This is a genomic window from Herbiconiux gentiana (genome assembly GCF_024978135.1).
Lineage (GTDB): Bacteria > Actinomycetota > Actinomycetes > Actinomycetales > Microbacteriaceae > Herbiconiux > Herbiconiux gentiana.
In genome coordinates this window covers 142400-168503 of sequence record NZ_JANTEZ010000005.1, presented here as the reverse complement: position 1 = coordinate 168503, position 26104 = coordinate 142400, and the positions used below count along the sequence as shown (strand labels likewise).

General features: G+C 70.4%; 31 protein-coding genes. 20 read left to right on the top strand and 11 right to left on the bottom strand.

Annotation, left to right across the window (positions count from 1 at the left end):
• Nucleotides 1-66: 66 nt before the first annotated feature.
• Nucleotides 67-510, bottom strand: coding sequence for a MarR family winged helix-turn-helix transcriptional regulator (locus NVV95_RS13765; RefSeq protein WP_259487124.1), 444 nt, complete (start codon nucleotides 508-510; stop codon nucleotides 67-69).
• 102 nt (nucleotides 511-612) lie between these two features.
• Between NVV95_RS13765 and NVV95_RS13760 the strand changes: the two genes are divergently transcribed.
• Nucleotides 613-2187, top strand: a complete 1575-nt coding sequence (locus NVV95_RS13760; RefSeq protein WP_259487123.1) for a cell wall-binding repeat-containing protein — start codon at nucleotides 613-615, stop codon at nucleotides 2185-2187.
• A 329-nt stretch (nucleotides 2188-2516) separates the two neighbouring features.
• Here NVV95_RS13760 and NVV95_RS13755 read toward each other — a convergent pair whose 3' ends face one another.
• A complete protein-coding gene (locus NVV95_RS13755; protein ID WP_259487122.1) occupies nucleotides 2517-3215 on the bottom strand; it encodes a winged helix-turn-helix domain-containing protein in 699 nt (232 codons plus the stop codon).
• A 396-nt stretch (nucleotides 3216-3611) separates the two neighbouring features.
• Here NVV95_RS13755 and NVV95_RS13750 point away from each other — a divergent pair, with 396 nt between their 5' ends.
• On the top strand, nucleotides 3612-5111 hold the full coding sequence (locus NVV95_RS13750; RefSeq protein WP_259487121.1) for an MFS transporter: 1500 nt from the start codon (nucleotides 3612-3614) through the stop codon (nucleotides 5109-5111).
• A gap of 57 nt (nucleotides 5112-5168) precedes the next feature.
• Here NVV95_RS13750 and upp read toward each other — a convergent pair whose 3' ends face one another.
• Entirely contained in the window at nucleotides 5169-5801 is a 633-nt protein-coding gene (upp, locus tag NVV95_RS13745) for a uracil phosphoribosyltransferase (RefSeq protein WP_259487120.1), read from the bottom strand.
• An 86-nt stretch (nucleotides 5802-5887) separates the two neighbouring features.
• Between upp and tadA the strand changes: the two genes are divergently transcribed.
• Nucleotides 5888-6316, top strand: coding sequence for a tRNA adenosine(34) deaminase TadA (tadA, locus tag NVV95_RS13740; protein ID WP_259487269.1), 429 nt, complete (start codon nucleotides 5888-5890; stop codon nucleotides 6314-6316).
• An 87-nt stretch (nucleotides 6317-6403) separates the two neighbouring features.
• On the opposite strand, the gene NVV95_RS13735 is transcribed toward tadA, so the two are convergent.
• Entirely contained in the window at nucleotides 6404-7141 is a 738-nt protein-coding gene (locus NVV95_RS13735) for a glutamine amidotransferase-related protein (RefSeq protein ID WP_259487119.1), read from the bottom strand.
• Between the two features lie 11 nt (nucleotides 7142-7152).
• The gene (locus NVV95_RS13730; RefSeq protein ID WP_259487118.1) at nucleotides 7153-8115 is read right to left on the bottom strand and encodes a cation diffusion facilitator family transporter; all 963 of its coding nucleotides are present in this window, start codon (nucleotides 8113-8115) and stop codon (nucleotides 7153-7155) included.
• A gap of 49 nt (nucleotides 8116-8164) precedes the next feature.
• On the opposite strand from NVV95_RS13730, the gene proC reads away from it, so the two are divergent.
• A complete protein-coding gene (gene proC, locus NVV95_RS13725; protein WP_259487117.1) occupies nucleotides 8165-9067 on the top strand; it encodes a pyrroline-5-carboxylate reductase in 903 nt (300 codons plus the stop codon).
• A gap of 18 nt (nucleotides 9068-9085) precedes the next feature.
• Here the strand turns inward: proC and NVV95_RS13720 are convergent, their stop codons facing one another.
• Both NVV95_RS13720 and NVV95_RS13715 read right to left on the bottom strand, forming a co-directional pair.
• Complete coding sequence (locus NVV95_RS13720) at nucleotides 9086-9838, bottom strand: response regulator (RefSeq protein ID WP_445727693.1); 753 nt, start codon at nucleotides 9836-9838, stop codon at nucleotides 9086-9088.
• Complete coding sequence (locus tag NVV95_RS13715) at nucleotides 9835-11175, bottom strand: sensor histidine kinase (RefSeq protein ID WP_259487116.1); 1341 nt, start codon at nucleotides 11173-11175, stop codon at nucleotides 9835-9837. Before NVV95_RS13715 ends, NVV95_RS13720 begins: the two co-directional genes overlap by 4 nt.
• Nucleotides 11176-11291: 116 nt before the next feature.
• Here NVV95_RS13715 and NVV95_RS13710 point away from each other — a divergent pair, with 116 nt between their 5' ends.
• Entirely contained in the window at nucleotides 11292-12017 is a 726-nt protein-coding gene (locus NVV95_RS13710) for a GAP family protein (protein ID WP_259487115.1), read from the top strand.
• Here the strand turns inward: NVV95_RS13710 and NVV95_RS13705 are convergent.
• Nucleotides 12014-12685, bottom strand: coding sequence for a potassium channel family protein (locus NVV95_RS13705; protein ID WP_173183103.1), 672 nt, complete (start codon nucleotides 12683-12685; stop codon nucleotides 12014-12016). The genes NVV95_RS13710 and NVV95_RS13705 overlap by 4 nt on opposite strands.
• Nucleotides 12678-14093, bottom strand: a complete 1416-nt coding sequence (locus tag NVV95_RS13700; protein WP_259487267.1) for a TrkH family potassium uptake protein — start codon at nucleotides 14091-14093, stop codon at nucleotides 12678-12680. Before NVV95_RS13700 ends, NVV95_RS13705 begins: the two co-directional genes overlap by 8 nt.
• A gap of 202 nt (nucleotides 14094-14295) precedes the next feature.
• On the opposite strand from NVV95_RS13700, the gene NVV95_RS13695 reads away from it, so the two are divergent.
• The 9 genes from NVV95_RS13695 to NVV95_RS13655 all read left to right on the top strand — a co-directional run bounded on the left by NVV95_RS13695 (nucleotide 14296) and on the right by NVV95_RS13655 (nucleotide 17260).
• Nucleotides 14296-14757, top strand: a complete 462-nt coding sequence (locus tag NVV95_RS13695) for an ArsR/SmtB family transcription factor (RefSeq protein ID WP_259487114.1) — start codon at nucleotides 14296-14298, stop codon at nucleotides 14755-14757.
• 65 nt (nucleotides 14758-14822) lie between these two features.
• Entirely contained in the window at nucleotides 14823-15026 is a 204-nt protein-coding gene (locus tag NVV95_RS13690; protein WP_259487113.1) for a helix-turn-helix domain-containing protein, read from the top strand.
• 84 nt (nucleotides 15027-15110) lie between these two features.
• The gene (locus tag NVV95_RS13685; protein WP_003792170.1) at nucleotides 15111-15209 is read left to right on the top strand and encodes a 30S ribosomal protein bS22; all 99 of its coding nucleotides are present in this window, start codon (nucleotides 15111-15113) and stop codon (nucleotides 15207-15209) included.
• Between the two features lie 79 nt (nucleotides 15210-15288).
• Complete coding sequence (locus NVV95_RS13680) at nucleotides 15289-15591, top strand: hypothetical protein (RefSeq protein WP_259487112.1); 303 nt, start codon at nucleotides 15289-15291, stop codon at nucleotides 15589-15591.
• A gap of 23 nt (nucleotides 15592-15614) precedes the next feature.
• Nucleotides 15615-15878, top strand: a complete 264-nt coding sequence (locus NVV95_RS13675; protein ID WP_259487111.1) for a glutaredoxin family protein — start codon at nucleotides 15615-15617, stop codon at nucleotides 15876-15878.
• Entirely contained in the window at nucleotides 15875-16174 is a 300-nt protein-coding gene (locus NVV95_RS13670) for a Dabb family protein (protein ID WP_259487110.1), read from the top strand. The genes NVV95_RS13675 and NVV95_RS13670 overlap by 4 nt, the downstream gene beginning before the upstream one ends.
• Complete coding sequence (locus NVV95_RS13665) at nucleotides 16171-16710, top strand: GNAT family N-acetyltransferase (protein ID WP_259487109.1); 540 nt, start codon at nucleotides 16171-16173, stop codon at nucleotides 16708-16710. The genes NVV95_RS13670 and NVV95_RS13665 overlap by 4 nt, the downstream gene beginning before the upstream one ends.
• Nucleotides 16711-16757: 47 nt before the next feature.
• The gene (locus tag NVV95_RS13660; protein ID WP_259487108.1) at nucleotides 16758-17006 is read left to right on the top strand and encodes a type II toxin-antitoxin system Phd/YefM family antitoxin; all 249 of its coding nucleotides are present in this window, start codon (nucleotides 16758-16760) and stop codon (nucleotides 17004-17006) included.
• The gene (locus NVV95_RS13655; protein WP_259487107.1) at nucleotides 17003-17260 is read left to right on the top strand and encodes a type II toxin-antitoxin system RelE family toxin; all 258 of its coding nucleotides are present in this window, start codon (nucleotides 17003-17005) and stop codon (nucleotides 17258-17260) included. Before NVV95_RS13660 ends, NVV95_RS13655 begins: the two co-directional genes overlap by 4 nt.
• Before the next feature lie 86 nt (nucleotides 17261-17346).
• On the opposite strand, the gene aspS is transcribed toward NVV95_RS13655, so the two are convergent.
• On the bottom strand, nucleotides 17347-18663 hold the full coding sequence (aspS, locus tag NVV95_RS13650; RefSeq protein ID WP_259487106.1) for an aspartate--tRNA(Asn) ligase: 1317 nt from the start codon (nucleotides 18661-18663) through the stop codon (nucleotides 17347-17349).
• Nucleotides 18664-19059: 396 nt separating this feature from the next.
• Between aspS and NVV95_RS13645 the strand changes: the two genes are divergently transcribed.
• Genes NVV95_RS13645 through ccsB form a run of 5 tightly spaced genes read left to right on the top strand, consistent with a single transcriptional unit; the run spans nucleotide 19060 to nucleotide 23911 of the window.
• Complete coding sequence (locus tag NVV95_RS13645; RefSeq protein WP_259487105.1) at nucleotides 19060-19716, top strand: histidine phosphatase family protein; 657 nt, start codon at nucleotides 19060-19062, stop codon at nucleotides 19714-19716.
• Complete coding sequence (locus NVV95_RS13640) at nucleotides 19713-20375, top strand: TlpA family protein disulfide reductase (RefSeq protein ID WP_375163833.1); 663 nt, start codon at nucleotides 19713-19715, stop codon at nucleotides 20373-20375. The genes NVV95_RS13645 and NVV95_RS13640 overlap by 4 nt, the downstream gene beginning before the upstream one ends.
• A 1-nt stretch (nucleotide 20376) precedes the next feature.
• Nucleotides 20377-21168, top strand: a complete 792-nt coding sequence (locus NVV95_RS13635; protein WP_259487103.1) for a cytochrome c biogenesis CcdA family protein — start codon at nucleotides 20377-20379, stop codon at nucleotides 21166-21168.
• On the top strand, nucleotides 21152-22858 hold the full coding sequence (resB, locus tag NVV95_RS13630; RefSeq protein WP_259487102.1) for a cytochrome c biogenesis protein ResB: 1707 nt from the start codon (nucleotides 21152-21154) through the stop codon (nucleotides 22856-22858). The genes NVV95_RS13635 and resB overlap by 17 nt, the downstream gene beginning before the upstream one ends.
• Before the next feature lie 9 nt (nucleotides 22859-22867).
• On the top strand, nucleotides 22868-23911 hold the full coding sequence (gene ccsB / locus NVV95_RS13625; RefSeq protein WP_259487101.1) for a c-type cytochrome biogenesis protein CcsB: 1044 nt from the start codon (nucleotides 22868-22870) through the stop codon (nucleotides 23909-23911).
• Between the two features lie 129 nt (nucleotides 23912-24040).
• Here the strand turns inward: ccsB and NVV95_RS13620 are convergent, their stop codons facing one another.
• A complete protein-coding gene (locus NVV95_RS13620) occupies nucleotides 24041-25051 on the bottom strand; it encodes an o-succinylbenzoate synthase (RefSeq protein WP_259487100.1) in 1011 nt (336 codons plus the stop codon).
• 111 nt (nucleotides 25052-25162) lie between these two features.
• On the opposite strand from NVV95_RS13620, the gene NVV95_RS13615 reads away from it, so the two are divergent.
• The gene (locus tag NVV95_RS13615; RefSeq protein WP_259487099.1) at nucleotides 25163-26080 is read left to right on the top strand and encodes a 1,4-dihydroxy-2-naphthoyl-CoA synthase; all 918 of its coding nucleotides are present in this window, start codon (nucleotides 25163-25165) and stop codon (nucleotides 26078-26080) included.
• Nucleotides 26081-26104 lie beyond the last annotated feature (24 nt).

The window sequence follows — 26104 nt, the reverse complement described above, 5'->3', positions numbered from 1 at the left end:
ACCCCAGTCAACCCCACGCCACCGACACCCGCCCGATCCGGTGTCGGTGCGCGCCGGCCCGATCGCTCAGCGGCCCGAGACGCCTTCGCGAAGCTTGTCGCAGAGCCGGGTCAGTTCGGCCAGCTCGTCCTGTGAGAGGTGCCCCGTCATGTGCGCCGTGATCGACTGCGCGTGCACCACGGCGGCCTGCCGATACACGTCGACTCCTTCGTCGGTCAGGCGAACCAGCGTGCCGCGCCCGTCGCTCGGGTCGTCGGTCTTCTCGAGGATGCCCCGCGCGGCCAGCCGGTCGACCAGCCGGCTGATGCTGGGTTGGGTCAGCAGCACCTTCTCCCCGAGATCCCGGATGCGCAGCGTGCGCCCCGGGCACAGCGAGAGGTTGAACAGCACGTCGTACTCGTTCAGCGACACGACGCTCGAGGGGAACTCGGCGGCCAGCTCGCGCATCACGCTCACCTGCGCGCGGAACAGCGACTCCCACGCCGCAACCGGCGACACCTCGGCGGCCATGGCACTCCTTCGACTCGGGCCTTCATCCTTCCACGAATTCTCTTCAGCTAAGATGAGAGATCCTCTGGTAAGGTGCAAGCCTCTCGGAAGGAGGGATGTTTCGTGAAGAGGACGATGATCTCCCGCGCGTCGATGGCTTTCCCGCTGCTGGTCGCGCTTCTGGTGGTCGCGCCGGTTGCGGCCCATGCGTCGGTCGAGAAAGTCACGACCGATGACTCATATCAATTCGTGTTGGGTTCCCCAGGCGTCGTGCCGAGCCCCGGAATCTTCGCGAACGACAGGGGTACCGCCGGGCTCACGATAAAGGTCGTCACCCCGCCGGCCAAAGGCGTACTGTCAGCACCACCGGACGGAATGGTCGGTGGATTCACCTATACCCCCAACGACGGGACAGTGATTGAAGACTCCTTCACCTATTGCCTGCACAGTGCGGGCACGTGCCTCTCGAACGTCTCGCGAGTCTCGATCAAGTTCAGACAGCTCGCGATAGCCAGCGACTTCCTGGCTACCGCGGTCGATATGAAGCTCGAAGCGCCGGAGGCGAAGCTCATTCTCGACAATGACGACGATCTCGCCGTGAACTGGTCGCTCCTCTCCAAGCCTCGACACGGGCAACTGGCGCAGCCGTCGAGGCTCGGTGTCGGCTTCGTCTATACCCCCGACCCGGGATTCCAGGGCATCGACATGTTCCGGTACTGCTTGTCGAGACTCAGCGGGTCCGCCGCGGATTGCATCTCACAGCAGGCCGTCGTGTCGATCTCGATTGGTGACGGAGGTATCACCCGGGTGGGGGGAGCGGATCGTTTTGCGGTGGCGGCGGAGGTGTCGCGGAGGGGGCATCCGACCGGGACGGCGCCGGTGATGGTGGCCTCGGGGGAGGGGTATGCCGACGCGTTGAGCGCGGCGCCGGCCGCGGTGAAGAGTGGGGCGTCGTTGTTGCTGGCGACGAAGGCGGCTCTGCCGGCTGCCACCGCGGGTGAGATCACGCGGCTGCAGCCGATGAAGGTTACGGTCGTAGGAGGACCGGCGGCGATCTCCGACGGGGTGGTCGCCGAGATCAAGCGGCTGCTGCCCGTGGGGGCGCAGGTCGAGCGGATCGGCGGGGAGGACCGGTTCGCCGTGAGCCGGGCGATCGCGAAACAGTTCTTCGGAACGTCGGCGCACTCGTTCGTGACCACCGGGCTGAATTTTCCTGACGCATTGGCTGCGGGTGCCGCCGCCGGGTCAGGGGGAGAGCCCGTGCTGTTGGTGAACGGCGGGGCAGACTCGGTCGACGCCGAGACGAAGGCGGCGCTGTCGGGGCTGGCGACCTCACGGCTGGCGGTGGTCGGAGGGCCGAACGCGGTGTCCGGCGGGATGGAGACGTCGCTGAAGGGGTTGGCGAGTGTCGACCGGCTTATGGGGGCCGATCGATACGAGACGGCGGTGTCCGTCGCCAAGGCGGTCTTCCCGACGGCTGACACGGTGTACTTCACGACCGGGCTCAACTTTCCGGATGCGTTGGTGGGGAGCGTGGCCGCGGGGGCGGGGCATTCGCCGATCTACACGGTGCCCGGGACCTGCGTGCCCCAGTCGGTGCTCGACGACATGGCGCGGTTGGGTGCCCAGCACGTCGTGCTACTCGGCGGCGAGAGGGCGTTGAGCCCGGCGGTCGAGCAGCTCACGCCCTGCGACTGAACTGGCGAGCGTGAAGAGGCAGGGGCGGGGGCAAGAAGCCCGCCGGTTAAATGATTGAGGGCCCGTCGTAGAGGCTAACGACGGGCCCTCTCCCTTGCACCAAGAGTGTCCTGCAATCACATTCCGCGGGAGCTGCCACAGCAAACAACTTCCGCTCCATGAATATATAACGGCTAGGTAACGGAAAGCTAGTTATCGAATCGTTATTTTTCTGGGAGTTGCCTGTGTCACCAGAACGAGGGCCACGACAGGCGGGACGAGCGCCTGGAACAGGCGGGTCGAGCGCCCAAACAGGCGGGCTGAGCGCTCAGAACAGGCGGGACTGGCGCTCAGAACAGGTCGGGCGAGGGCGTGCTGGTGTGCCGCACGCTCACGTCGGCGTGGCGGTCGAAGCGGTAGCCGACGCCGCGCACGGTGCGCACGATGTCCTCGTAGTCGCCGAGCTTGGAGCGCAGACGCCGCACGTGCACGTCGATCGTGCGCTCGTTCGGCACCTCCTCGTCGCCGGCCGACCAGAGCGAGGAGATGAGCTCGGCGCGCTCGATGGTGCGGCCTTCGCGGAGCACGAGGTACTGCAGCAGCTCGAACTCCTTGTAGGTGAGGTTCGCGGCTTGGTTGTCGAGCAGCACCCGCTTGCGGGAGAGGTCGACGACGACGCCGTCGCGAGCGCGGTCCAGTTCCTCGTCGGGGGTCTGGCGGTGCTTGGCGAGGGCGGCCGGGTCCTGCAGCGCGAGCCGCACGACCTCGACGTCGCGGCCGCCTGCGCCGCGGGGGGCGAGGGCGACGGCGGCGTAGGTCTCCGACGACGGGGCGATCTGAGCGGCGAGGGCCTTGAGCTGCTCGACGATGCGGCCGAGGTCGGTGCCGTCGGCGGCGGCCTTGTCCTCGTCGATGCCGACGTAGAGCACGAAGCCGCGGGCTTCGGTGCCGTCGGGCACGGCGCGGATGCGAGGGGCGGGCTCCGCCGCGGCGCGCGAGCGGAGGGGGGTGACGGTGGAGGGGCGGGAATCGAGATGGGCGATCGACATGGAGGCGTGTCCTAGCGGGAGCGGCCCGTGGTCGACGGGCCGGAAAGTGTCATTCCGGAGGATCCTGGTGCGGATCCGGGGACGGCAGACGGAGTCGGAAGGGATTCCGGATGCCGGGGAGCACGACGCTCTCCGCGATCAGATGCGCGGGGGTCGGTGCTCGAGCGAGAGGGGAGGAGTTCTCGTCAGCGACACATTCGACAGCACATGACGGCGCCGCCGGCCATCATGCCGGCGTTCCCGGGGGCCTCAAAGGAGGTCGGGGTGAACGCGTTGTCAGTCATGCGCCTAATCAAAGCGGATACGTGACACGAAAGTCAAGCATCCGCTCGACTTCTGTGCAGTGGCACGGCGTCGCCCGAGGTATAGGTTCGACCGCATGACCCGGAGCGAGGCATGACCCAGACGTCCCCTGCGATCCCCGACCGGGCGAGATGGCAGGCCTTCGCGGTCTGCGTCGCGGTGGCCGCGCTGACGATCCTCGACCTGTCGAAGGTGAACGTCGGGCTCCCCTCGATCGAGAAGTCGCTCGGCGCCGGGCCGACCGAGCTGCAGATCATCGTCGCCGGGTACGCCCTCGCATTCGGTCTGGCGCTCGTGCCGTCGGGCCGGCTCGGTGACCTGTACTCGCGCAGGCTGCTGTTCATCATCGGGCTCAGCGCATTCACGCTGTCGAGCGTGGCCTGCGCGATCGCCCCCGACATCAACACGCTCGTGATCGCGCGCATCGTGCAAGGTGTGGCGGCGGGCATCCAGATGCCGCAGGTGCTCGGGCTGGTGCAGCAACTGTTCCAGGGCGAGGAGCGCGGTCGCGCCTTCGGCCTGTTCGGCGCCACGATCGGCGTCGCGACGGCGTTCGGGCCCACGCTCGGCGGCCTGCTGATCGCGGTGGGCGGGCCGACCGACGGCTGGCGCCTGCTGTTCTGGATGAACGTGCCGCTCGGCATCGTGCTGCTGCTGTTCGCCTTCCGGCTGCTGCCCAAGGCGCAGGTGCGCGATCCCGGTGCGAAAAACCTCGACCTCGTCGGGATCCTGCTGCTCGGAGCATCCGTCTTCACCTTCATGCTGCCGTTCGTCCTCACGACCGGCGGGCCCGACGACAGTGACTTCCGCTGGTTCTGGCTCGCCGGCACCGTCGTTGCCGTCGCGCTGTTCATCTGGTGGGAGCGGCGGTACAAGGCGAGCGGCAGATCGCCCGCCATCTCGTTCGCGCTGTTCTCGATCAGCTCGTACCGCAACGGGTTGCTGCTCGCGACCGCCTACTTCGCGGCGGTACCGGCGGTGTTCCTGCTGACGACGCTGTTCCTGCAGGAGGGGCTCGGGTTCGAGCCGGTGTTCGCCGGGATGGTGAGCATCCCGTTCGCGCTGACCTCGGCGATCTCGTCGCTGATCGGTGGGCGGCTCGTGCTGCGCATGGGGCGGAAGCTCGTGGTCATCGGAGTGGTCGTCGCCATCGTGGGCTTCGTGCTGGTGCTGCTGGCGGCCGTGCTGCCGCCCGCCGGCTGGTCGATCTGGCTGATGGCCGGTGCGATGGCGGTCGCCGGGGCCGGCGGCGGACTCGTGATCTCGCCGAACCAGACGCTGACGCTCGCCGAGATCCCGGTGACCGAGGGCGGCGTGGCCGGGTCGATGGCGCAGGTCGGGCAGCGCGTCGGCACCGCGATGGGGGTCGCGGCGGCCTCGTCGATCTTCTTCGCGACGCTGTACCGCGAGGTGCCGGGCAATGCCGACAACGTGATGGCGTACCACGACGGGTTCCGCAACGCGTTCTTCGTGGCGTTGGGGCTGTTGGCGGTGGCGCTCGTGATCGGGTTGCTCGACCTGCGGCGGCGGGCGCTGCAGGCGTCGTCCTCTGAGTCGGATGCCGACGAGTCGGCGACTCCCGCGGCCTCGTAGGCGGGCCCGCGCCGACCTCGCCCATCGCCGCAGGTGGGCGCGGGGTGGGGGTGTGGGTCAGACCAGGCCGTAGAGGCGGTCGCCCGCGTCGCCGAGGCCCGGGACGATGTAGCCCTTCTCGTTCAGACGCTCGTCGAGGGCGCCGAGCACGAGGGTGACGTCGCGGCCCTCGGTGGCCTTCTCGAGGGCGGCGACACCCTCGGGGGCGCCGAGGAGGCAGATCGCGGTGACGTCCTGCGCTCCGCGGTCGAAGAGGAACTCGATCGCCGCCGAGAGCGAGCCACCCGTGGCGAGCATCGGGTCGAGCACGAAGCACTGACGGTCGGACAGGTCGTCGGGCAGGCGCTCCGCGTAGGTGGTGGGCTCGAGGGTCTCCTCGTTGCGCACCATGCCGAGGAAGCCGACCTCGGCCGACGGCACCAGCTTCACCATGCCCTCGAGCATGCCGAGCCCGGCGCGGAGGATGGGCACCACGAGCGGACGCGGCTCGCTCAGCGCCAGACCCTGCGTCTCGGCGACGGGGGTCTGGATGGTGATCGGCTCCACGTTCACGTTGCGCGTCGCCTCGTAGGCTAGGAGGGTCACAAGCTCCTCGGTGAGCGCGCGGAAGGTCGGCGAGGGCGTCGTGCGGTCGCGCAGCACGGTGAGCTTGTGGGTGATGAGCGGGTGATCGGCAACGTGAACTCGCATGAGGCCAATCTACTGGAGAGGACGGCGCCACCGTGCCCGAGAACGCCGCCCCGCCGCTGCCGCCCGCGAGTGTGCTCGACGAGTGGATGCGCGCCGCCCTCGTCGAGGCCAGGGCCGCGCTCGACACCGGCGATGTCCCGGTCGGCGCGATCGTGCGCGACGCGACGGGTGTCGTGATAGGCGTCGGACGCAACGAGCGCGAAGCACGCCACGACCCCACCGCCCATGCCGAGGTGCTGGCCCTCCGCCAGGCGGCCGAGACGATCGGCGACTGGCACCTGACCGGGGCGACCCTCGTCGTCACGCTCGAGCCGTGCGTCATGTGCGCGGGCGCGATCCTGTCGGCGCGAGTGCCGCGCGTGGTGTTCGGCGCCTGGGACGAGAAGGCGGGTGCCGCGGGCTCCGTCTACGACGTGCTGCGCGACCGCCGCCTCAACCACCGCGTCGAGGTGGTCGCCGGCGTGGGAGCCGCCGCCTGCGCCGCGCTGCTCACCACCTTCTTCCGCACCCCCTGACCTGCACCCGCATCCGGGTCGCGCAAACGCACCTTCGCGGCGGGGGCACGGGGCTTTTGCGCGACCCGGGCGCGGGCGAGGGCGCGGTCAGAGTGCCGCGAGGCGGGTGAGGTAGTCGGCGAGGAGGCGGGACGAGGCCGTCTGCATCGCGGCCGAGTGCCGCTCGCGGTCGGCGCGGAGCGCGTCGGGGGAGTAGCCGGCCGCCGTGACGTAGGGCTCGTCGCCCGTGAGCCACTGCTCGTGCATGTCGGCGGTGAGCTCGGGGTGGAACTGCACCGCGAGCATCCACTCGCCGATGCCGAAGGCCTCGTTGGGGTATGCGGCCGACGACGCCAGCAGCGTGACGCCCTCGGGCAGGTCGAAGGTGTCGCCGTGCCATTCGGCCATCGGCACGCCCGCGACGTGCCGAACCGGCGAGAGCGCTCCGGCCGCGGTCGGTTCGACGACCCGGTAGCCGACCTCGACGGTGGGGCCCGGATGCACGGACGACCCCAGCGCGGCCGCCAGCGCCTGCGCGCCGAAGCAGACCCCGAGCACGGGCCGCTCCTCGTCGAGGCGGGCCCGCAGGAAGTCGAGCTCCGGGTCGATGTAGCCGAGGCGGTCGCGGTCGTAGACGCCGTCGGTCGAGCCCAGCACGATCACCAGGTCGGCACTGCGGGCGCGTTCGAGACCGGCCGCGAACTCCTCGGGGGACGCCGACGCATCGACGAGCTCGACGGCGTAGCCGTGCTGCGCCAGCACGGGGGCGAAGTTGCCGAGGTGCACCGAGGGCTGGTGCTGCACGACCGCCGCCCGGCGGTCGGGCTCAGGAGTCGGCCCGGGCATCCGTTCGCTCGTCAATCGGCGCTCTTGATGATGATCGCCGAGGTGTTGAGCTCGACGTCGATCGGTGGCACGTAGACGTCGGGCTCGAGGTAGATGACCCGGGCGATCGGCACGACCTCACGGATGCGTCCTTCGACCTCGTCGATCGTCTCGGCCACGTCGCGCAGCTCGGAGTCGGGCGCCAGCGCGATCTTCGCCCCGACGAGCAGCTCGTCGGGCCCGAGGTAGAGCGTCTTGATGTGGATGAGGCGGTCGACCTTGGGCGTCGACTCGATCGCCTGGACGATCTTGTCGTGGTCGGCCTCGGTCGCGCCCTCGCCGACGAGGAGGCTCTTCGTCTCCATGCCCAGGATGATCGCGACCGCCACGAGCAGGGCGCCGATGAAGAGGGTGCCGATGCCGTCCCACACCCCGTCGCCGGTGACGACCGAGAGGCCGACGCCCACCAGGGCGAAGGCCAGGCCGGTTAGGGCCGCCGTGTCCTCCAGCAGCACCACCGGCAGCTCGGGGGCCTTCGCGCGGCGCACGAACTGCACCCAGCTCTGCTTTCCGCGGGTGTGGTTGCTCTCCTTGATCGCGGTGCGCAGCGAGAAGCTCTCGAGGGCGATCGCGATGACGAGCACGGCGATCGGCACGATCGGGTTCGAGATCTCCTCGGGGTGCGAGATCTTCTCGATGCCCTCGTAGATGGCGAAGACGCCACCGACCGAGAACAGGATGATCGACACGACGAACGCGTAGACGTAGCGCTCGCGGCCGTAGCCGAACGGGTGCTCGCGGTCGGCCGCCTTCTTCGCCTTGCGCCCGCCGAGCAGCAGCAGGAGCTGATTGCCCGAATCGGCCAGCGAGTGCACGCTCTCGGCGAGCATCGACGACGAGCCCGAGATGAGGAACGCGACGAACTTGGCGACGGCGATTCCGACGTTGGCCAGCAGGGCCGCGATGATCGCCCTGGTTCCGCCCGATGCGCTCACGTGAGACCTTCTTCCTGCGGTGGGGTGATGCCAATCCTAGGATGGCGGGATGACCGCCGCAGAGACCACCGCCCAGCCGACCGACGCCCAGCCCGCCGATGGAACAGCGCCTGCACCCGCGCTCGCCCTGCCGACGATCGCCCTGCTCGGCGCCGGAGCGATGGGCCGCGCCATCCTGAGCGGCCTGCTCGCTCCCACGGTCGAGGTCGACGGCCCCATCCGCGTGACGAATCGCAGCGCCGCCAGGGCCGCCGAGCTCGACGGCACCCCGGGCGTGACGGCGTCGGCGACCGACGGCGACCCCGAGGCGAATCGCCGGGCCGTGGCGGGCGCCCGAGTGGTGCTGGTGGCGGTGAAGCCCTCGATGGTGGTCGACCTGCTCGACGAGATCGCGGATGCGCTGGAGCCCGGCGCCGTGGTCGTGAGCGTGGCGGCCGGCGTGACCGTGGCGACATTCGAGGAGCACCTCCCTTCGTCGGTGTCTGTGGTGCGGTCGATGCCGAACACGCCCGCGGTGGTGGGGCGTGCCGTCACCGGCATCTCGGCCGGAACCCGCTCGAGCGACGACGACCTCGCGCTGGTGCGCCGTCTGTTCGAGACCGTGGGAACGGTGGTCGAGGTTCCGGAGAGCCAGCTCGATGCTCTCAGCACGATCTCGGGGTCGGGGCCTGCGTACGTCTATCTGTTGATCGAATCGCTGACCGAGGCGGCTGTGCAGAAGGGGTTCACGGATGCCCAGGCCGCCGAGCTCGTGAACGGTACCTTCGCGGGCGCCGCCGAACTCCTCGTGGCGTCGGGGAAGACGCCGACGGAGCTGCGCATCCAGGTGACGAGCCCCAAGGGCACCACCGAACGCGCCGTCGCTGTGCTGCAGGAGGCGGGCCTGCCTGAGCTCTTCGGCCGCGCCACCGACGCCGCCCTCGCCCGGGCCCGCGAGCTCGCCGCCGGCTGAGCCGCGGGGTCGGCCTCGTCAGCCCGCGAAGCCGGCGTCGCGGGCGACGACGGCGGCCTGCAGCCGGGACGAGCATCCGAGCTTCATCAGCACCCGGCTCACGTGCGACTTCGCCGTCGTCTCGGTGATGACCAGGCGGTCGGCGATGGCTTGATTGCCGAGCCCCTCGGCGAGACAGGCGAGCACGTCGCGCTCGCGCGGTGTCAGCTCGTCGAAGGCCGGTGAGGCGGATGCTCGGGCCGCCGTGACGGCTGGGGGAGCATCCGGCGCCGGCGCCCTGCTCGCCACCGCCTCGAGCACCCGTCGCGTCACCGCGGGCGACAGCATGCCCTCGCCCGCCGCGACGCGGTGCACGGCCTCGAGGAGGGTGCGGGCGTCCGTCGACTTCAGCAGGAAGCCCGCCGCACCGGCGCGGATCGCCCCGAACACGTACTCGTCGAGGTCGAAGGTGGTGAGCACGACGACGGCGGCCAGGCCCTCCGCGGTGATGCGGCGGGTGGCGTCGATGCCGTCGCGGACGGGCATCCGCACGTCGACCAGGGCGACATCGGGGCGCAGGCGCCGGGCCTCGACGACCGCCGCGTCGCCGTCGCCCGCCTCGCCGACGACCGAGATCGCCGGGTCGGTCTCGAGCATCGCGCGCAGCCCGCTGCGGATCATCGGGTGGTCGTCGACGAGCAGCACCCGGATGCCCGCGCCCATCCGCTCGCCCGTCGGCACCCGCTCGCCCGGTGGCACCCGACCCCCCGGCGGCACCGCAGGGCCCGTCACGCCCCGCCCCGCAACCGCGTGGTCGGCAGCTCGGCGTGCACGACCCACTCCTCGTCGTGCCGGCCGATCACCGCGAAGCCGCCCAGCGCCCTCGCCCGCTCGCGCATCACCTCGACGCCGATGCCGCCCGAGTGCGCCGTGTGCAGCGATTCCGCCGACGCAGGGTCGGTAGAGGAGCGGCTTGAGGAGCGGCCAAGCGCGCTTCGCACCTCCACGACCAGCCGCGGCGGCCCCTCCGCCTGCCGCACCGCCACCGTCGCCGCACACCCCGGAGCATGCTTCCCCGCGTTCACCAGCGCCTCCTGCACGATCCGCACCGCGGCCTGCTCCGCGGCCGACGGCGCCCCGACGCGCGCGAAGTCGACCCCGCCATCGAACCCGCCGGCGAGAGACACGTCCACCCCCGCCCGCCGTGCCCGCTCGACCACCGCCCCCAGCCCCTCGAGCCCCGGCGCGGTCGCCCACGGATCGGCCTCGGCACCCCGCAGCAGCCCGATCAGCTGCCGCATCTCCTGCAGCGACTCCAGGGCAGACTCCCGCACCACCGCGAGCGCCTGCCGGTCGCGGGCCGGATCGGGCTCCCGGGCGAGGCTCGCCTCGGCCTGGATGGCGATCACCGAGACCTGACCCGCGATGGTGTCGTGCAGGTCCCGGGCCATCCGGGCGCGTTCGCCCCGCACGGCCTCGGTGCGCTCGCCGTCGGCGACGAGGCGCAGGGCCTCAGCCTCCCGGGCGAGCGCATCGGCCCGCTCGGTCTCGAGCCGCGCGCGCTCCTCGGCGAGCTCCGCCAGTTCGCTCTTCTGCTGCACGTTCGCCGCCCACCAGAGCGGCAGCACCACGAGCGCCACCGCCTGCAGCACGAGCAGCACCGTCACCCGTGGCGGTGCCCCCGAGAGTACCGAGGCGACCGTGATGCCGACCAGCACCACGACCACCGTGCGGGTGATCAGCCGCCGCCCGGCCGGGGTGGTGAACAGCCAGGCCGCGAAGAGCAGGTCGAACAGGGCGAGCACGACGCCGATGCTGCCGCCGAGCATCCCGTCGGCCACCGTCGCCGCCACCCCGACGAGCAGCATGGTGAGCGGATGCCGCCGCTTCGCCAGCATGGCCGCGCACGCGACGGCGAGCGGCCCGAGGTGCGCCCACGGGGTCTCGACGAGCGTGGGGGCGTCCGACCAGGTGCCGGTGACGCCGAGCGCGATCAGCGCGGTGCCGAGCAGGAACACGACGGCCGCGGTGAGGGCGTCCTCCAGTCGCGGGTTCGCGCGCACCCGGGCGTCGGCACGCCGCAGGGCCGCGAGAGGTGAGCCGGGCCGTCGGTCGGTGCGCTCGCTCATCCCGTCATCCCATCACACGCCCGCGGGCCGGGACATCCTCCGAAGGATGGAGGCATGCTGCGAAGACACCTCCTTCGACGGATGCCCGCCGGACACCGCTCGGCGACCGTGGAGTCATGACCCCCGTCCTTCTCGGCACCCTCGCGGTGCTCGCCCTGATCGACAGCACCAGCTTCGGCACGCTCGTCATCCCGCTCTGGCTGATGCTCGCCCCGGGGCGGGTGCGCCCGCTGCGCGTGATCGTGTTCCTCGGCACGGTGGCGGTGTTCTACCTCGGGGTGGGGCTGCTGCTGCTCGCCGGGGCGTCCTGGCTGCAGGACGCCCTCGGCGGAGCCGACCCGGAGGCCCTGCTCGAGCTGCGGCCGGTGCGGATCGCCGAGCTGGTGCTCGGACTCGCCCTGCTCGGGGGCAGCTTCTGGATCGACTCGCCGAAGCGCCGGGCCGCGGCGGCGTCGAAGGGGCCCGGTCGTCTGTCCCGGTGGCGTGAGCAGGCGATGGGCGAAGGACGCAGCGGGGGACTCGTGCTGCTCGCCCTCGCCGCCGCGCTGATCGAGGTGGGATCGATGCTGCCGTACCTCGCCGGGATCGGGCTGGTCAGTGCATCCGGAGTCGACTGGCCGGCGTCGGCGCTGCTCGTCGCGGGCTACTGCGTGGTGATGATCGCACCGGCGCTCGTGCTGCTCGTCGTGCGCACGGTGGCCGCCCGGGCCGTCGAGCCGGTGCTGCGGCGGCTGAGCGAGTGGCTGAGCGCGCACGCCGCGTCGACGACCGCGTGGATCGTCGGCATCGTGGGGTTCCTGCTCGCCCGCGACGCCGCCGTCGGGCTGGGCCTCTTCGGCTAGTTCCCCAGGGCTGCGAAGGTCTCGATGTCCGAGCTCTTGCCCGACACGATGATGAGGTCGTGGTTCGACACCACCGTCGACTCGGTCGCATACGTGAACGGCTTGCCCGGGCTCTTCACGCCCACGACGGTCACGTGGTACTTCGACCGCACCCCCGACTCGGTGAGGTTCAGCCCGCGGATCGGCTTCGGCGGGTACATCTTGACCAGCGCGAAGTCGTCGTCAAACTCGATGAAGTCGAGCATGCGGCCCGAGACGAGGTGCGCGACGCGCTCGCCGGCCTCGGCCTCGGGGTAGATGACGTGGTTGGCGCCGATGCGCTCGAGGATCTTGCCGTGCGAGCGCGAGATCGCCTTCGCCCAGATCTGCGGCACCCGCAGGTCGACGAGGTTCGCCGTGATCAGCACCGAGGCCTCGATCGACGACCCCACGGCGACGACCGCGATCTGGAACTCGGGGGCCCCGATCTGACGCAGGGCCTCGACGTTGCGGGCATCCGCCTGAACCGTGTGGGTCACCCGCTCGGACCACTTCTGCACGAGCCGCTCGTCTTCGTCGATCGCCAGCACCTCGCGGCCCAGCCGGTCGAGCTCGCCGGCGGTCGCCGCACCGAACCGGCCGAGGCCGATCACGAGCACGGGCGCGTCGTGTCTGATGCGATCAACCAACGATGGGCCTCTCTTCCGGGCGCTTGTAGAGCTGCTGCCGCTGGCTGGCCGCCAGCGCTGCGGCGAGTGTCACTGTACCAACGCGGCCCATGAACATCGTGGCCGCCATGATGTAGACGCCCTCGTCGGGCAGCGAGGCGGTCAGCCCGGTCGTCAGGCCCGAGGTGGCGAACGCCGAGATCACGTCGAACAGCACGAAGTCGAGCGAGGCCTTCGAGATCTGCAGAATCAGGATGCTCGACACCGCGACCGTGGTGGCCCCCCACAGCACCACGGACACACCGAGGCGCAGCACGTCGCTCGGGATGCGGCGCCCGAACGACTCCATGTCGTGCACACCCCGCGCCTCGGCGAACGCCGCGAGGAACAGCACGGCCAGGGTCGTGACCTTGATGCCGCCCGCGGTGGAGGCCGAGCCGCCGCCGATGAACATGAGCATGTCGGTCACGAGCAGGCTCGAACCGTTCAAGTCGGGGATGGAGATGGTCGAGAACCCACCCGAGCGGGTCATCACCGACAGGAAGAAGCTCTGGAAGACGGTGTCGCCGGCGTCGAGCTGCCCGAAGGTCTTGGGGTTGTCGAACTCGAGCGCGATGTAGAGCGCGGCACCCACCACGATCAGCAGCAGGCTCGTGACGATGGTGAGCTTCACGTGCACCGACCAGCGCACCCGCGTCTCCGTGCCGTGCACGCGTCCGGTGCGGCGGCGGATGCCCCAGGCCCGCAGACTCCGCGACAGCGTGTAGATCACCGGGAAGCCGATGGCGCCGAGCACGACGCCGAGCATCAGCACGCCGAGGAAGAAGTAGTCGTCGGCGAAGGGGGCGAGACCCTCGGCGTTCGGCGCGAATCCGGTGTTCGTGAACGCCATGGCCGAGTAGTAGAAGCTGTGCCAGACGGCCTCGCCGACGGGGATGCCGTCGATGAGCATCCGCGGGAAGAGCAGAGCGGCGATCACCGCCTCGATGACGAGGGCGCTGATGGCGACCGTCGACAGCAGGGAGCCGATCTCGCCGAGCCGCACCGCCTGCCCCTCGGCGACCGGGCCGTGGTGCATGCGCAGCGGGTTGGTGTCGCTCGCGGCGATCAGGCGGGCGCGCAGGCCGAGCTTGCGCGAGATGGCCAGGCCCAGGATGCTCGCCAGGGTCAGCACCCCGAGAGCCCCGATCTGCACGCCGATGTAGACGATGGTGTGGCCGAAGGCCGACCAGTGCGTGGCCATGTCGACCGTGGACAGGCCCGTGACGCAGATGACGGAGACCGCGGTGAAGAGGGCGTCGGCGAGCGGCGTCATGCGGCCGTCGGTCGCCGCGATGGGCAGCGAGAACAGGATCGTGAAGATCAGGATGAGCGCCGCGAAGATGAGGATCGCGAAGCGCGAGGGCGAGTTCTCGGAGAACTCCCGCATGCCGTCGCGGATGCGGCCCGCCAGCGTGGCGCTCCGATTGAACGGATTGGGTCGAGCCGGGAGGGTGCGGGCGCTCACCGCAGCAATGCTACTCGGCGGGTCGGCGCGCGCTACCGGCGGGTCGGTGCGCGTCACCGGGCGGGTCGGCGCGCGCGGGGCCGGGTATGGCGCCGATCCGCCGCCTGCCCACTACCCTGGTCGCATGGCCGACATCTTCTCCGTGATCGCTGACCCGACCCGGCGTCAGCTGCTGTCGCTGCTGCTGGAACGCTACGTGTCCGCCGAGCCGGCCACCGCATCCGCGACCTCGGAGGGTGAGTACAGCGTTTCGGAGCTCGTCGGCCACCTCGAACTCAGCCAGCCGACCGTGTCGAAGCACCTCAAGGTGCTGCGCGACGCCGGCCTCGTCGCTGTGCGCGAGGAGGGCCAGCACCGCTTCTACAAGATCGACGTCGCGCCGTTGGAGGACGTGGAGGACTGGCTGATCCCGTTCCTCAGCGCCGACTTCGACACCGCCGAGGAGGACGCCCTCTGGGACAACGCCTCCGACGCCGTGCGTTCGGCGGCGGCGACCTTCGGTCAGAACGTGGGGCGGCGCGCGGCGCAGACCTCGCACGCGGTCAAGTCGGTCACCGAAGACCTCGTCTCCAAGCTCCGCCGCTAGTCGTAGGGGCTAGGCCAGTCCGCTGGGCGTATCCGCGCGGGCTCGCGTCGCACTATAGTTCAGCCATGACCACCTCCTCGCCCGAGCTCGGCGACGTGAAGTTCCTCACCGTCGCCGAAGTGGCCGAGATGATGCGGGTCTCGAAGATGACGGTCTACCGCCTCGTGCACGCCGGTGAGCTGCCGGCCATCCGCTTCGGTCGCTCGTTCCGGGTGCCCGAGTCGGCGGTCGCCGTGGCGCTGCGCAACCACATCGCCGACACCGCCTGACGGCGACTGCTACACTTCTCCGAGGCTCTTTCTGCCCCTGGCCGCCGTATCTGCGCGGTCATCCCCGAAACGTGTGAGGTCTGTGTGGGTTCTGTAATCAAGAAGCGACGCAAGCGCATGGCGAAGAAGAAGCACCGCAAGCTGCTTCGCAAGACTCGCCACCAGCGTCGCAACAAGAAGTAGCGCCGAGGCTTCCGCCTCGCCGCTGCGCGAGCAGAGCGTCAGACCTCCGGGGCTGGCGCTTTTTGCTTAAGCTGGCGCCATGCCCCTCTACTGCGCCACCCTCGTCGTGCGTGACGCGGTCACGAAGCTCGACGCCCTGGCGATCGTGGCGCTGGCGGCGGATGCGGTGGTCACCGACCCCGGCACCGTGCGCCCCAAGGTGGTGCTGCCGGGCGGAGCCTGGGTCGAGGTCGAGATCCCCAAGTTCGGCGAGCCGCCGCCCCTCGCACTCGACGTCTACTCGACGCTCGGCGACGACCACGCCAAGATCGCGGCGCTGGCGCTGCTCGCCCGGCTCGAGGAGCAGACCGCCTGGACGGTCAAACCCGACTTCGTGCTCTGAGCCCCGTCTCCTAGGCTGGTGTCGTGGCCGCCGTTCCCCTGACCTTCATCGCTAAGCCCGGGTGTCACCTCTGCGACGACGCCCGCGCCGTCGTCCGCGAGGTGATCGGGTCGCTGGGCGATGCGGTCGAGGTCGAGGTGACCGAGCTGTCGATCCTCGACAACCCGGCGCTGATGGACGAGTTCGCCGAGGAGATCCCGGTCGTGATGATCGGGGGTCGCGTCCACACCATCTGGCGGGTCGAGCCGGCCCGCCTCCGCACCGCCCTTCTGGAGGCCGCCTCATGATCCGTCACGTCGTCGCGTGGAAGGTCGCCGCCACCGAGCCCGCCTCGGCCGCCCTCGCCGCCGCCGAGATCACGCGGCTGCTCTCCTCTCTGCCTGCGCTCGTACCGTCGATCTCGTCCCTCACCGTGGGGCCGAACATGGCGTACTTCGAGTCGAACTGGGACGTGGTGCTCGTCGCCGACTTCGAGACCCTCGCCGACCTCGACGCGTACCAGGTGCATCCCGAGCACCAGGCCGTCGTGCCGCAGATCAAGGCGCTCGTCTCGCAGCGGGCGGCCGTCGACTTCGAGCTGTGAGCGCCGGGGCGCTCGAGCTCCGCACCGACCGGCTGCTGCTGAGGCGCTGGCGGGCCTCCGATCATGAGCCGTTCGCGGCGCTGAACGCCGACCCGGCGGTGATGGAGTTCTTCCCCGCGCCGCTGACCCGGGCCGAGAGCGACGCGATGGCGGAGCGGGCCGACGCCGGCTTCGACGAGCGGGGGTACGGACTGTGGGCCGTCGAGCTGACGGCGACGGGGGAGTTCGCCGGGTTCGTCGGTCTGGCGCCGATGCCCGACGGCTTCGGCGGCGTCGAGGTCGGGTGGCGGCTGGCGCGGGCGTTCTGGGGCGCGGGGTATGCGACCGAGGCGGCGCGGGCGAGCATCCGCTTCGCCTTCGAGACGCTGGGCCTACCCGAGGTGAGCTCGGTGACCTCGGTGATCAACGTGCGCTCGCAGGCGGTGATGCGGCGCCTCGGCATGACCCCGGCCGAGCACTTCGACAGCCCCCGCGTGCCCCCGGGCTCCCCGCTCGTCCCCCACGTCCGCTACGCCCTCCAGGCGCCGCCGGCCTGACGTCTTCCCCCGTGTACAATTCGACCCTCGAGATGTACAATCCGAGCATGACCGCCATCAGCGTCGCGGATGCCCGCAACCACCTGTCAGACGCCATCGCCCGCTCGCAGACCGAGGCCGTCTTCATCGAGCGCCGAGGCGAACGAGCCGCGGTGCTCGTGAGCCCCGAACGCTACGACCGCATGCTCGAGGCGCTCGAGGATGCCGAGGACGTCGCCGCCTTCGACGAGGCGGTGGCCGAAGAGGGGGCGAACGTGCCCTGGGCCCAGGTCAAGGCCGATCTGGGCTGGGTGTGAGCTACCGGATCGAGCTCCGTCCGGCGGCGATCCGGGCCCTCAAGCGGGTCGACCTTCAGGACCGTGACCGCCTGCGCGGAGCCATCGCGTTGCTCGGTCAGGACCCGCGGCCCCCGGGCGCCCGAGCTCTTCAGGGCCGGCCGGGGCTGCGGGTTCGGGTGGGCGACTACCGCATCATCTACACCGTCGACGACCAGGTTCTCGTGGTCGCCGTGGTGACCCTCGGTCACCGGAGCGACGTGTACGACCGCTGACGCGCGGCGAACCCGGGGCGCCGACGGCCGCGCCGGCGCACCTCGGCGGCGGCTACGCCCGCCGGCCGCCGGCCGCCGGCCACTGGCTACGGGGTGAGGCGCGTCGGGCCGCGGAAGAGGTAGACGACCTCGCGGAGGTTCGTCTGGTGCAGCATGAGCATCAGCACCCGCGACAGACCCATGCCGAAACCACCGTGCGGCGGCACGCCGTAGCGGAAGAAGTCGAGGTAGAAGCCGAGCTCCTCGGGGTCGAGCCCCTTCTCCTTCGCCTGCTCGATCAGCACGTCGACGCGGTGCTCGCGCTGGGCGCCCGTCGAGATCTCGACACCGTTGTAGACGAGGTCGTAGCTGTTCGTGATCGTCTCGTCGGCTGCGTTGCGCATGTGGTAGAACGGCCGGATGCTCGCCGCGTAGTCGGTGAGGAAGACGAAGTCGTGGCCGTAGGTCTCCTTGACGTAGGCCGCGATCTGGCGCTCGCCCTCCGGGTCCATGTCGTCGTCGTCGCGGGGCACGACGTAGCCGCGCTCGGCCACGATGCGCTTCGCCTCGGCGAGCGGGATGCGCGGGAAGGGCTGCGTGGGCACCTCGATGTCGACGTCGAAGAGGGCCTTGATCTCCTCGCCGTGCTTCTCCTTGACCGCGCGGAGGCCGGCGACCATGAGCTCCTCGTGCAGCTGCATGACGTCCTCGTGCGAGGAGATCCAGGAGATCTCGGCGTCGACGCTGGTGAACTCGGTGGCGTGGCGGCTGGTGAAGCTGGGGTCGGCGCGGAACGCGGGCCCGACCTCGAACACCTTGCCGAAGCCGGCGGGCTGCGCCATCTGCTTGAAGAACTGCGGGCTCTGCGAGAGGTAGGCCTTCGTCTCGAAGTACTCGACCTCGAACAGCTCGGCGCGCGACTCGCTCGCCGACGCCATCAGCTTCGGGGTGTGGATCTCGATGAAGTCGTGCTCGACCCAGTAGGTGCGCCAGGCGTGCTCGAGCGTGGTCTGCACGCGGAAGACGAGGTTCTGCTCGGGGCGACGCAGGTCGAGGAAGCGCCAGTCCATGCGCTTGTCGATGCCGGAGTCGGCCGCGATGGGCGTCTCGGGGATGGCCGCGGTGACGACCTCGAGGCTCGCGAGCTTGACCTCGATGCCGCCGAGCTTCACGCGCTCGTCGTGCTTGAGCTCACCGGTGACGGTGACGAACGAGCCCTGGGCGAGGCCGGAGATGGTCTCGGCGACCTCGGCCGTGTCGTCGGTGCGGGGGTTGACGAGCTGCACGGCGCCCGACTCGTCGCGCAGCACGACGAACTGCACCTTCTTCTGGTCGCGAACGGTGTCGACCCAGCCCGACACGGTCACCGGACCGTCTTCGAGGGCGGAGAGGTTCTTGACGAGGGTGCGGGAGGTTTCAGTCACGGGAAGAAAGTCTACCCGCGCCGCCGCGGCGCACGGGGGCCGGCGGCGGCGCGGGACCGAGCAGGCCGGACTGCACGCCGGCGGGCTCGGACTGAGCGGCGGGACTGCACGCCCGGCTGCTCAGGGTCTGGGGTCTCAGGCCTTGCGGGTGGGTACGCGGTGGTAGCCGTCGATGCCGATGGCACGGACGGTCGCGACGATGCCGGCGACGGAGACGAGAGCGAATGCGGAGAGGGTGATGAGGGTCATGAGTAAGCCTTTCTGTCCCCAATTTCACCTCTTGTGACTGTTCAGCACAATCTCATAGTTCTTCACGGCTCTTGTAGCGTGCCTTCACGATGCTTCGGCTTGCCGCTCTCGGCAAAAGCTCGGGTGGGGCGCTCGTAGAATTGACGGGTGCCCGCCCGCCAGATCCATCTCGTCCGCCACGGTGAAGTCTTCAACCCGAACGGCGTGCTCTACGGTCGCATCCCGGGCTTCGGCCTCTCAGAACTGGGTCATCGCATGGCGGCGGCCGCCGCGGCCGACATCGTCGCGCGTGACCGGCCGGTGGCCGCTCTGTACACCTCGCCTCTGCAGCGTGCCCGCGAATCCGGAGCCCCCATCGCGGCGGCGCTCGGCCTCGAGCCGTCGATCGAAGACCGCATCATCGAGCCCACCAACGCCTTCGAGGGCCGGCGCATGGAGGGCAAGGGCGGTGCGCTGCGCGACCCGCGCATGTGGCGCTTCCTCTGGAACCCGTGGCTGCCGGCCTGGGGCGAGCACTTCACGTCGATAGCAGGGCGGATGCGCGCTGCGATGACCGACGCGCACGCCGCCGCCGAGGCGTCCGGCGAGGCGGGCGACGTCGTGATGGTCAGCCACCAGCTACCCATCTGGATGGCGCATCGCTCCATCGTGGGCGAATCCCTCCCGCACGACCCCCGCAAGCGCCGTTGCGCGCTGTCGAGCATCACCAGCTTCGAGCTGCGCGACGGTCGCCTGGTCGAGGTCGGCTACAGCGACCCGGCCGCCGGGTTGCAGGCCGAGGCCACCGATGTGGGCGCCGTATGACCGGCACACCGCGCCCGTCCCGGTCTCGCGCTCGCGTCGGCTTGGCCGCCGGTCTGGCGCTCGTCACCCTGCTGCTGGCCGGATGCTCGAACGACCCCCTGGCCGAGCAGTACCGCGAGGGCAGCGATAAGGGCTACATCGCCGGCGACGGCACGGTCACCGAGATCGCGGAGGCCAACCGCCAGGACCCCGTCGAATTCACAGGCACCGACGAGAACGGCGACCCGATCAGCTCGGCCGACTACGCCGGCCAGGTGCTGGTGCTCAACTTCTGGTACGCGGGCTGCGCGCCCTGCCGCGCCGAGGCGCCCGACCTCGAGAAGTTGAACGCCGAGTACCAGGGCACGGGCGCGTCGTTCCTCGGCGTCAACGTGCGTGACCAGGCGGCCACCGCCCGCTCCTTCGCCGAGACCTACGGCGTCACCTATCCCTCCGTCGTCGACACCGACGGCGCCCTGCAGTACGCCTTCGCCGGCACGGTCGCGCCGAACGCGGTGCCCACCACGCTCGTGATCGACACCGAGGGTCGCGTGGCGGCGCGCATCCTGGGCCGGGTGAGCGAGCCGACCATTCTCGACACCCTGATCAAGACCAGCCTCGGCGTGCTTCCCGAGCCCGGGGCGACCTCGTCCCCGTCGCCCACCCCGGCTGCCGGCTGACGTGAACAATCCCTTCGCCGAGATCGTCCTGAGCGGGCAGCTGCTGCTGGCCATCCCGATCGCCCTTCTCGCCGGGCTGGTGTCGTTCGCGTCGCCGTGCGTGCTGCCCCTGGTGCCCGGCTACCTCGGTTACGTCAGCGGTATCGCGGGCATCCCGTCGCTCGCCGGCACCGACACGCGCTCGGCGGCCGAGGCGCGCAAGGCGGCGAAGGATGCCCGACGGCGCATGCTCCTCGGCATCTCGCTATTCGTGCTCGGCTTCTCCCTCGTCTTCCTGGCCTATTCGGCGGCGTTCGGCGCCCTCGGCACCTGGCTGTTCCGCTGGCAGGACCTGATCACCCGCATCATGGGTGTCGTCGTGATCGCGCTCGGGCTCGTCTTCATCGGCCAGTTCAGCTTCCTGCAGCGCACCCTGAAGCCGGCGTTCCGCCCGGCGACGGGCCTCGCGGGGGCACCGGTGCTCGGCATCGTCTTCGGCCTCGGCTGGACCCCGTGCATCGGCCCGACGCTCGGCGCCATCCAGGCCCTCAGCCTGACGAGCGGCTCGGCCTGGAACGGTCTGCTGCTCGGCTTCTTCTACTGCATCGGGCTCGGCGTGCCGTTCCTGCTGGTCGCCCTCGGGCTGAACTGGGTGACCGGATCGGTCGCATTCCTCAAACGGCATATCCGCACGATCAACATCGTGGGCGGCGTGCTGCTGGTCGTCATCGGCCTGCTCATGGTGACCGGGCTCTGGTCGCTGTGGATCTACGAGCTGCAGGCGGTGATCTCCGGTTTTGTCCCGTCCATCTGATCACATCGACTCCCCGCAGTCGCCATCGGGCTCCGACGTCACCCTGCCGAAGCTCGGCTTCGTCGGGACTCTGCGCTGGTTCTGGCGGCAGCTCACCAGCATGCGCACCGCTCTCTTCCTGCTGCTCCTGCTCGCCCTGGCCGCGGTGCCGGGGTCACTCGTGCCGCAGCGGGCGGCCGACCCGAACGGTGTCACCCAGTACTTCGTCGACAACCCCGACCTGGCCCCGGTGCTCGACAAGATCCAGGCCTTCGACGTCTACACCTCGGTGTGGTTCTCGTCGATCTACCTGCTGCTGTTCATCTCGCTGATCGGCTGCATCGTCCCGCGCACGAAGCACCACTTCGACGCGCTGCGGGCCAAGCCGCCGCGCACACCGGCGCGGCTGTCGCGGCTGGCCGGGTTCACGACGCGGGAGGTGCCCGCGACTTCCGTGTCGTCTGCCGCTGCGCCTTCGGCCGCTTCGGTCGTCGATTCGGCGCGCACGCTGCTCAAGCGTCAGCGCTACCGCACGATCGTCTTCACCGGCGTCGACCGGGCGACGGGCCTCGAGACCGCCTCGGTGTCGGCCGAGCGCGGCTACCTGCGTGAGACCGGCAACCTGGTCTTCCACTCGGCGCTCGTCGGCATCCTTCTGGCCGTGGGCATCGGCGGCGGCTTCGGCTACCAGGGCCAGCGCGTCGTGGTCGAGGGCCAGACCTTCGTCAACACGCTGCTCGCCTACGACTCGTTCAACCCCGGACGCTTCTTCAGCGACTCGGCGCTGTCGCCCTACCAGATCACACTCGACTCCTTCTCGGCGACCTACGAGACCCAGTCGCTCAAGGCGTTCGGCCAGCCGCTCGACTACACGGCCGCCGTCACGACCACCGATGCCGACGGCTCGGTCTCCGACGCGGACATCAAGGTGAACGACCCGCTGAAGATCGGCGGCACCGACGTCTACCTGCTCGGCAACGGCTACGCGCCGACGATCACGGTGCGCAACCCGGCGGGCGACGTCGTGTTCACCGATTCGGTGCCGTTCCTGCCGCAGGACGCGAACCTGACCTCGCTCGGGGTCGTGAAGGTTCCGGATGGTCTGCCCGACCAGGTGGGCATGATCGGGTTCTTCTACCCGACCCAGTCCGAGGCGCAGTCGGGCGTCTACTTCTCGTCGTTCCCCGACCTGCAGTACCCGGTGCTCACCCTCAACGTCTACGACGGCGATCTCGGGCTGAACGACGGCGTTCCCGCCTCGGTCTACTCGCTCGACACCGACAGCATGAACCAGCTCACGGGTGGCGCCACGGGCGTCGACTCGATCGAGCTGAAGCCCGGCGAGACCGCCGAACTGCCGAACGGACTCGGCTCGGTGTCGCTCGACGGGGTCAAGCGCTTCGCCTCGTTCGACGTGCACCACGACGCGACGCAGGGGTGGGTGCTGCTGTTCGCCATCCTGGTGCTGGCCGGGCTGCTGACCTCGTTGTTCATCCCGCGGCGGCGCGTCTGGGTCAAGGCCACCGCGCGTGCCGACGGGTCGGTGCACGTGGAGTACGCGGGGCTCGCGCGCGGGGACGATCCGCGCCTCGTCGACGCCGTCGCGGAGCTGGCCGATCGGCACGCCGGAACCTCCTCCACCGACAGCGCAGCTCCCGATCCGTCCACAGGCTCGCCGGCTCCCGGTACGCCCCCCGATTCCAAGGCTTAGGCTTCTCCCGTGACGCAAACCCTCGACGAGATCTCGATCATCCTCATCTACTCGGCCATGGCCGTGTACGCGCTCGCGTTCATCGCGTTCGCGCTCGATCTCGCCCGCCGCTCGTCGACCGTGAAGTCGGCGGTCGAAGCCTCGGGGTCGGCATCGGTTCCGGCCTCGGTCGCGCCCGAGCTGGCGTCCGTGGGCGCGTCCTCCGCCGGTTCCCCCGTCGGGCGTCCGCCTCGCGGCTCGGGGGCAGACGACGCGTCCCTCGTGTCCCTGGCCGGGGTAGACGCGGCCGGCCGCCGCTCCATCGCGTTGCGGCTCGGCGTCTCGTTCACCATCCTCGCCTTCGTCGTCCAGCTCGCCGGGGTCATCCTCCGCGGCATCGCGGCCTCCCGGGTGCCGTGGGCGAACATGTACGAGTTCTCCATCACCGGAACGCTGCTGATCGTCGCGGTCTTCCTCGTCGTGCTGCTGCGCGAAGACCTGCGCTTCCTCGGCACCTTCGTCACCGGTCTCGTGCTCATCCTGCTCGGCGTCAGCGCGGTCAACTACTACGTCAGCGTCGCTCCGCTGCCGCCGGCGCTCCAGTCGGCGTGGCTCGTCATCCACGTGCTCGTCGCCATCCTCGGCACCGCGTTCTTCGCCATCGGCGGCGCGCTCTCGGTCATCCAGCTGCTGCAGACCAAGGGCGACTCGGTGTCACGCCTCGCCACCGTGCTCCGCCTGCGCTTCCTCAAGACGCTGCCCGACGCCGAGACCCTCGAGCGCCTGGCCTACCGCGTCAACATCGTCGGCTTCGTGTTCTGGACGTTCACGCTCATCGCGGGCGCCATCTGGGCCGAGCGCGCCTGGGGTCGCTACTGGGGCTGGGACACGAAGGAGGTCTGGACCTTCATCATCTGGACCATCTACGCCGGCTACATCCACGCGCGCGCCACTCGCGGCTGGCGGGGGTCGCGCTCGGCCTGGCTCGCCATCGTGGGCTTCTCGGCCGTGCTGTTCAACTTCGGTGTGGTCAACGTGTTCTTCAAGGGACTGCACGCGTACTCGGGGCTGTGAGTCGGGTCGTTCGATCGAACGCCGCTTGAGCGCTGTTCGCGCGCTGCCTGAGCGCCGCCGGAGCGCTGCTTCGGCCTCGGCGACTCGGCCCGGTGGACGGGATCCGTGCGCCCGCGTCGAGCGGGGAGGTCAGCGGGCGAGGTGGGCGTGGGTGCGGGTGACGCGTTCGGCCCACCACTGCCGGCGGGCATCCGTCGCCCGGTGCGTCTCGAGCAGGGCCGGGTCGACGCGAGGGCGCTCGACCGGGATCGTGCCCCCGCGCGGAACGAGGCTCTCGCCAGGCGCGACCACGTCGCCGGTGAAGAGGTCGACGGTCGCGAGCCCGCAGTCGTAGTCGAGCTCGGGCAGCGCGGCGGCGAGGTGCGCGCCCATCGCGATGCCCACCGAGCTCTCGAGCGCCGACGAGACGACGGCCGGAAGCCCCGCCTCGGCCACGATGCCGAGGGCCCGTGCCACGCCGCCGAGCGGCTGCGCCTTCACCACGATGAGGTCGGCGGCGCCCGCTCGGGCCACGGCGATCGGATCCTCGGCCTTGCGCACGCTCTCATCGGCCGCGATCGGGATGCCGAGCGACTCGCCGACCCGCTCCCGGATCTCGACCAGCTCCTCGACGCTGGCGCAGGGCTGCTCGACGTACTCGAGGTCGAACTCGGCCAGGCTGCGGATGGCGTGTTCGGCCTCGTCGATGTTCCAGCCGCCGTTCGCGTCTATGCGAACTCGGCCCTCGGCGCCCAGGAGCTCGCGGGCCCGCCGCACCCGGGCGATGTCGTCGTCGAGCGTCTGGCCGCGCTCGGCGACCTTCACCTTGACGGTGCGGCAGCCGTCGTAGCGGGCGAGCACGCGCTCGACGTCGTCGGCGGGCACCGCGGGCAGGGTCGCATTGACGCGGATGCTCGTGCAGCCCTCTCTCGCGGCCGGGAGCTCGTGCCAGCCGAAGTCGACGGCCGCGCGCAGCCAGGAGCTCGCCTCGGCGTCGCCGTACTCGGGGAAGGGGGAGAACTCGGTCCAGCCGCGGGGGCCGTCGAAGAGGGCGAGCTCGCGCACGGTCTGGCCGCGGAAGCGGGTGTCCAGCGGGATGGCCACCACGTGCATCCGCTCGAGGAGGTCGTCGAGGTCGGGCAGCTGCGAGGTGTCGTCCACCTCCCCATCCTCGACCCCGCTCTCCTTCTGCACAATCGCGGGCCGCGCGTTGATCCTGCACAATCGCCGCCCCCGCGGAGCAGGCACGCCCGACCCGCGTAGCCTTGACCCATGACCGACCAGAGCACCGTCTCCGACATCTTCGACCCGTCCGCGTGGGTCGTCGCCCCGGGTTCCGAGGGCTTCACCGACATCACCTACCACCTCGACACCGAGGGGCGGGTGGCGCGCATCGCCTTCGACCGGCCGGAGGTGCGCAACGCGTTCCGGCCGAAGACGGTCGACGAGCTCTACAGCGCCCTCGACGACGCCCGCCAGAACCCGCGGGTCGGGGTCGTGCTGCTCACGGGTAACGGTCCGAGCCCGCGCGACGGCGGGTGGGCGTTCTGCAGCGGTGGCGACCAGCGCATCCGGGGGCGCGACGGCTACAGGTACTCCGACGAGGAGACCGCGGCGGGCATCGACCCCGCTCGGGCCGGTCGGCTCCACATCCTCGAGGTGCAGCGGCTCATCCGCTTCATGCCGAAGGTCGTCATCGCGGTCGTGCCCGGCTGGGCGGCCGGCGGCGGGCACTCGCTGCACGCGGTCTGCGACCTCACCATCGCCTCGGCCGAGCACGGCCGATTCAAGCAGACCGACGCCGACGTCGGCTCGTTCGACGCCGGGTACGGCAGCGCCTACTACGCCCGGCAGATCGGGCAGAAGCTGGCGCGCGAGGTGTTCTTCCTGGCCGAGGAGTACAGCGCGCAGCGCGCCTACGAGATGGGTGCCGTCAACAAGGTCGTGCCGCACGCCGAGCTCGAGGTCGAGGCGCTGGCCTGGGCCCGCATCATCCTGGGCAAGTCGCCCACGGCCATCCGCATGCTGAAGTACGCCTTCAACGCGGTCGACGACGGGCTCGTCGGCCAGCAGATCTTCGCGGGCGAGGCCACCCGTCTCGCCTACGGCAGCGACGAGGCGGTCGAGGGCCGCGACTCGTTCCTCGAGAAGCGGGCGCCCGACTGGTCGGCGTTCCCGTACCACTACTGATGCCGATCCCGCCCGAGGTGCCCG

What these genes read in the sequence shown, in the direction of transcription:
- NVV95_RS13680 (WP_259487112.1), top strand. Translation starts at nt 15,289, where the DNA reads ATGCCCCTCTACTGCGCCACCCTCGTCGTGCGTGACGCGGTCACGAAG.
- NVV95_RS13755 (WP_259487122.1), bottom strand. Translation starts at nt 3,215, where the DNA reads ATGTCGATCGCCCATCTCGATTCCCGCCCCTCCACCGTCACCCCCCTC.
- NVV95_RS13765 (WP_259487124.1), bottom strand. Translation starts at nt 510, where the DNA reads ATGGCCGCCGAGGTGTCGCCGGTTGCGGCGTGGGAGTCGCTGTTCCGC.
- proC (WP_259487117.1), top strand. Translation starts at nt 8,165, where the DNA reads ATGACCGCCGCAGAGACCACCGCCCAGCCGACCGACGCCCAGCCCGCC.
- NVV95_RS13690 (WP_259487113.1), top strand. Translation starts at nt 14,823, where the DNA reads ATGACCACCTCCTCGCCCGAGCTCGGCGACGTGAAGTTCCTCACCGTC.
- NVV95_RS13715 (WP_259487116.1), bottom strand. Translation starts at nt 11,175, where the DNA reads ATGAGCGAGCGCACCGACCGACGGCCCGGCTCACCTCTCGCGGCCCTG.
- NVV95_RS13735 (WP_259487119.1), bottom strand. Translation starts at nt 7,141, where the DNA reads ATGCCCGGGCCGACTCCTGAGCCCGACCGCCGGGCGGCGGTCGTGCAG.
- NVV95_RS13660 (WP_259487108.1), top strand. Translation starts at nt 16,758, where the DNA reads ATGACCGCCATCAGCGTCGCGGATGCCCGCAACCACCTGTCAGACGCC.
- upp (WP_259487120.1), bottom strand. Translation starts at nt 5,801, where the DNA reads ATGCGAGTTCACGTTGCCGATCACCCGCTCATCACCCACAAGCTCACC.
- NVV95_RS13670 (WP_259487110.1), top strand. Translation starts at nt 15,875, where the DNA reads ATGATCCGTCACGTCGTCGCGTGGAAGGTCGCCGCCACCGAGCCCGCC.
- NVV95_RS13695 (WP_259487114.1), top strand. Translation starts at nt 14,296, where the DNA reads ATGGCCGACATCTTCTCCGTGATCGCTGACCCGACCCGGCGTCAGCTG.
- NVV95_RS13750 (WP_259487121.1), top strand. Translation starts at nt 3,612, where the DNA reads ATGACCCAGACGTCCCCTGCGATCCCCGACCGGGCGAGATGGCAGGCC.
- tadA (WP_259487269.1), top strand. Translation starts at nt 5,888, where the DNA reads ATGCGCGCCGCCCTCGTCGAGGCCAGGGCCGCGCTCGACACCGGCGAT.
- NVV95_RS13640 (WP_375163833.1), top strand. Translation starts at nt 19,713, where the DNA reads ATGACCGGCACACCGCGCCCGTCCCGGTCTCGCGCTCGCGTCGGCTTG.
- NVV95_RS13710 (WP_259487115.1), top strand. Translation starts at nt 11,292, where the DNA reads ATGACCCCCGTCCTTCTCGGCACCCTCGCGGTGCTCGCCCTGATCGAC.
- NVV95_RS13700 (WP_259487267.1), bottom strand. Translation starts at nt 14,093, where the DNA reads ATGCGGGAGTTCTCCGAGAACTCGCCCTCGCGCTTCGCGATCCTCATC.
- NVV95_RS13615 (WP_259487099.1), top strand. Translation starts at nt 25,163, where the DNA reads ATGACCGACCAGAGCACCGTCTCCGACATCTTCGACCCGTCCGCGTGG.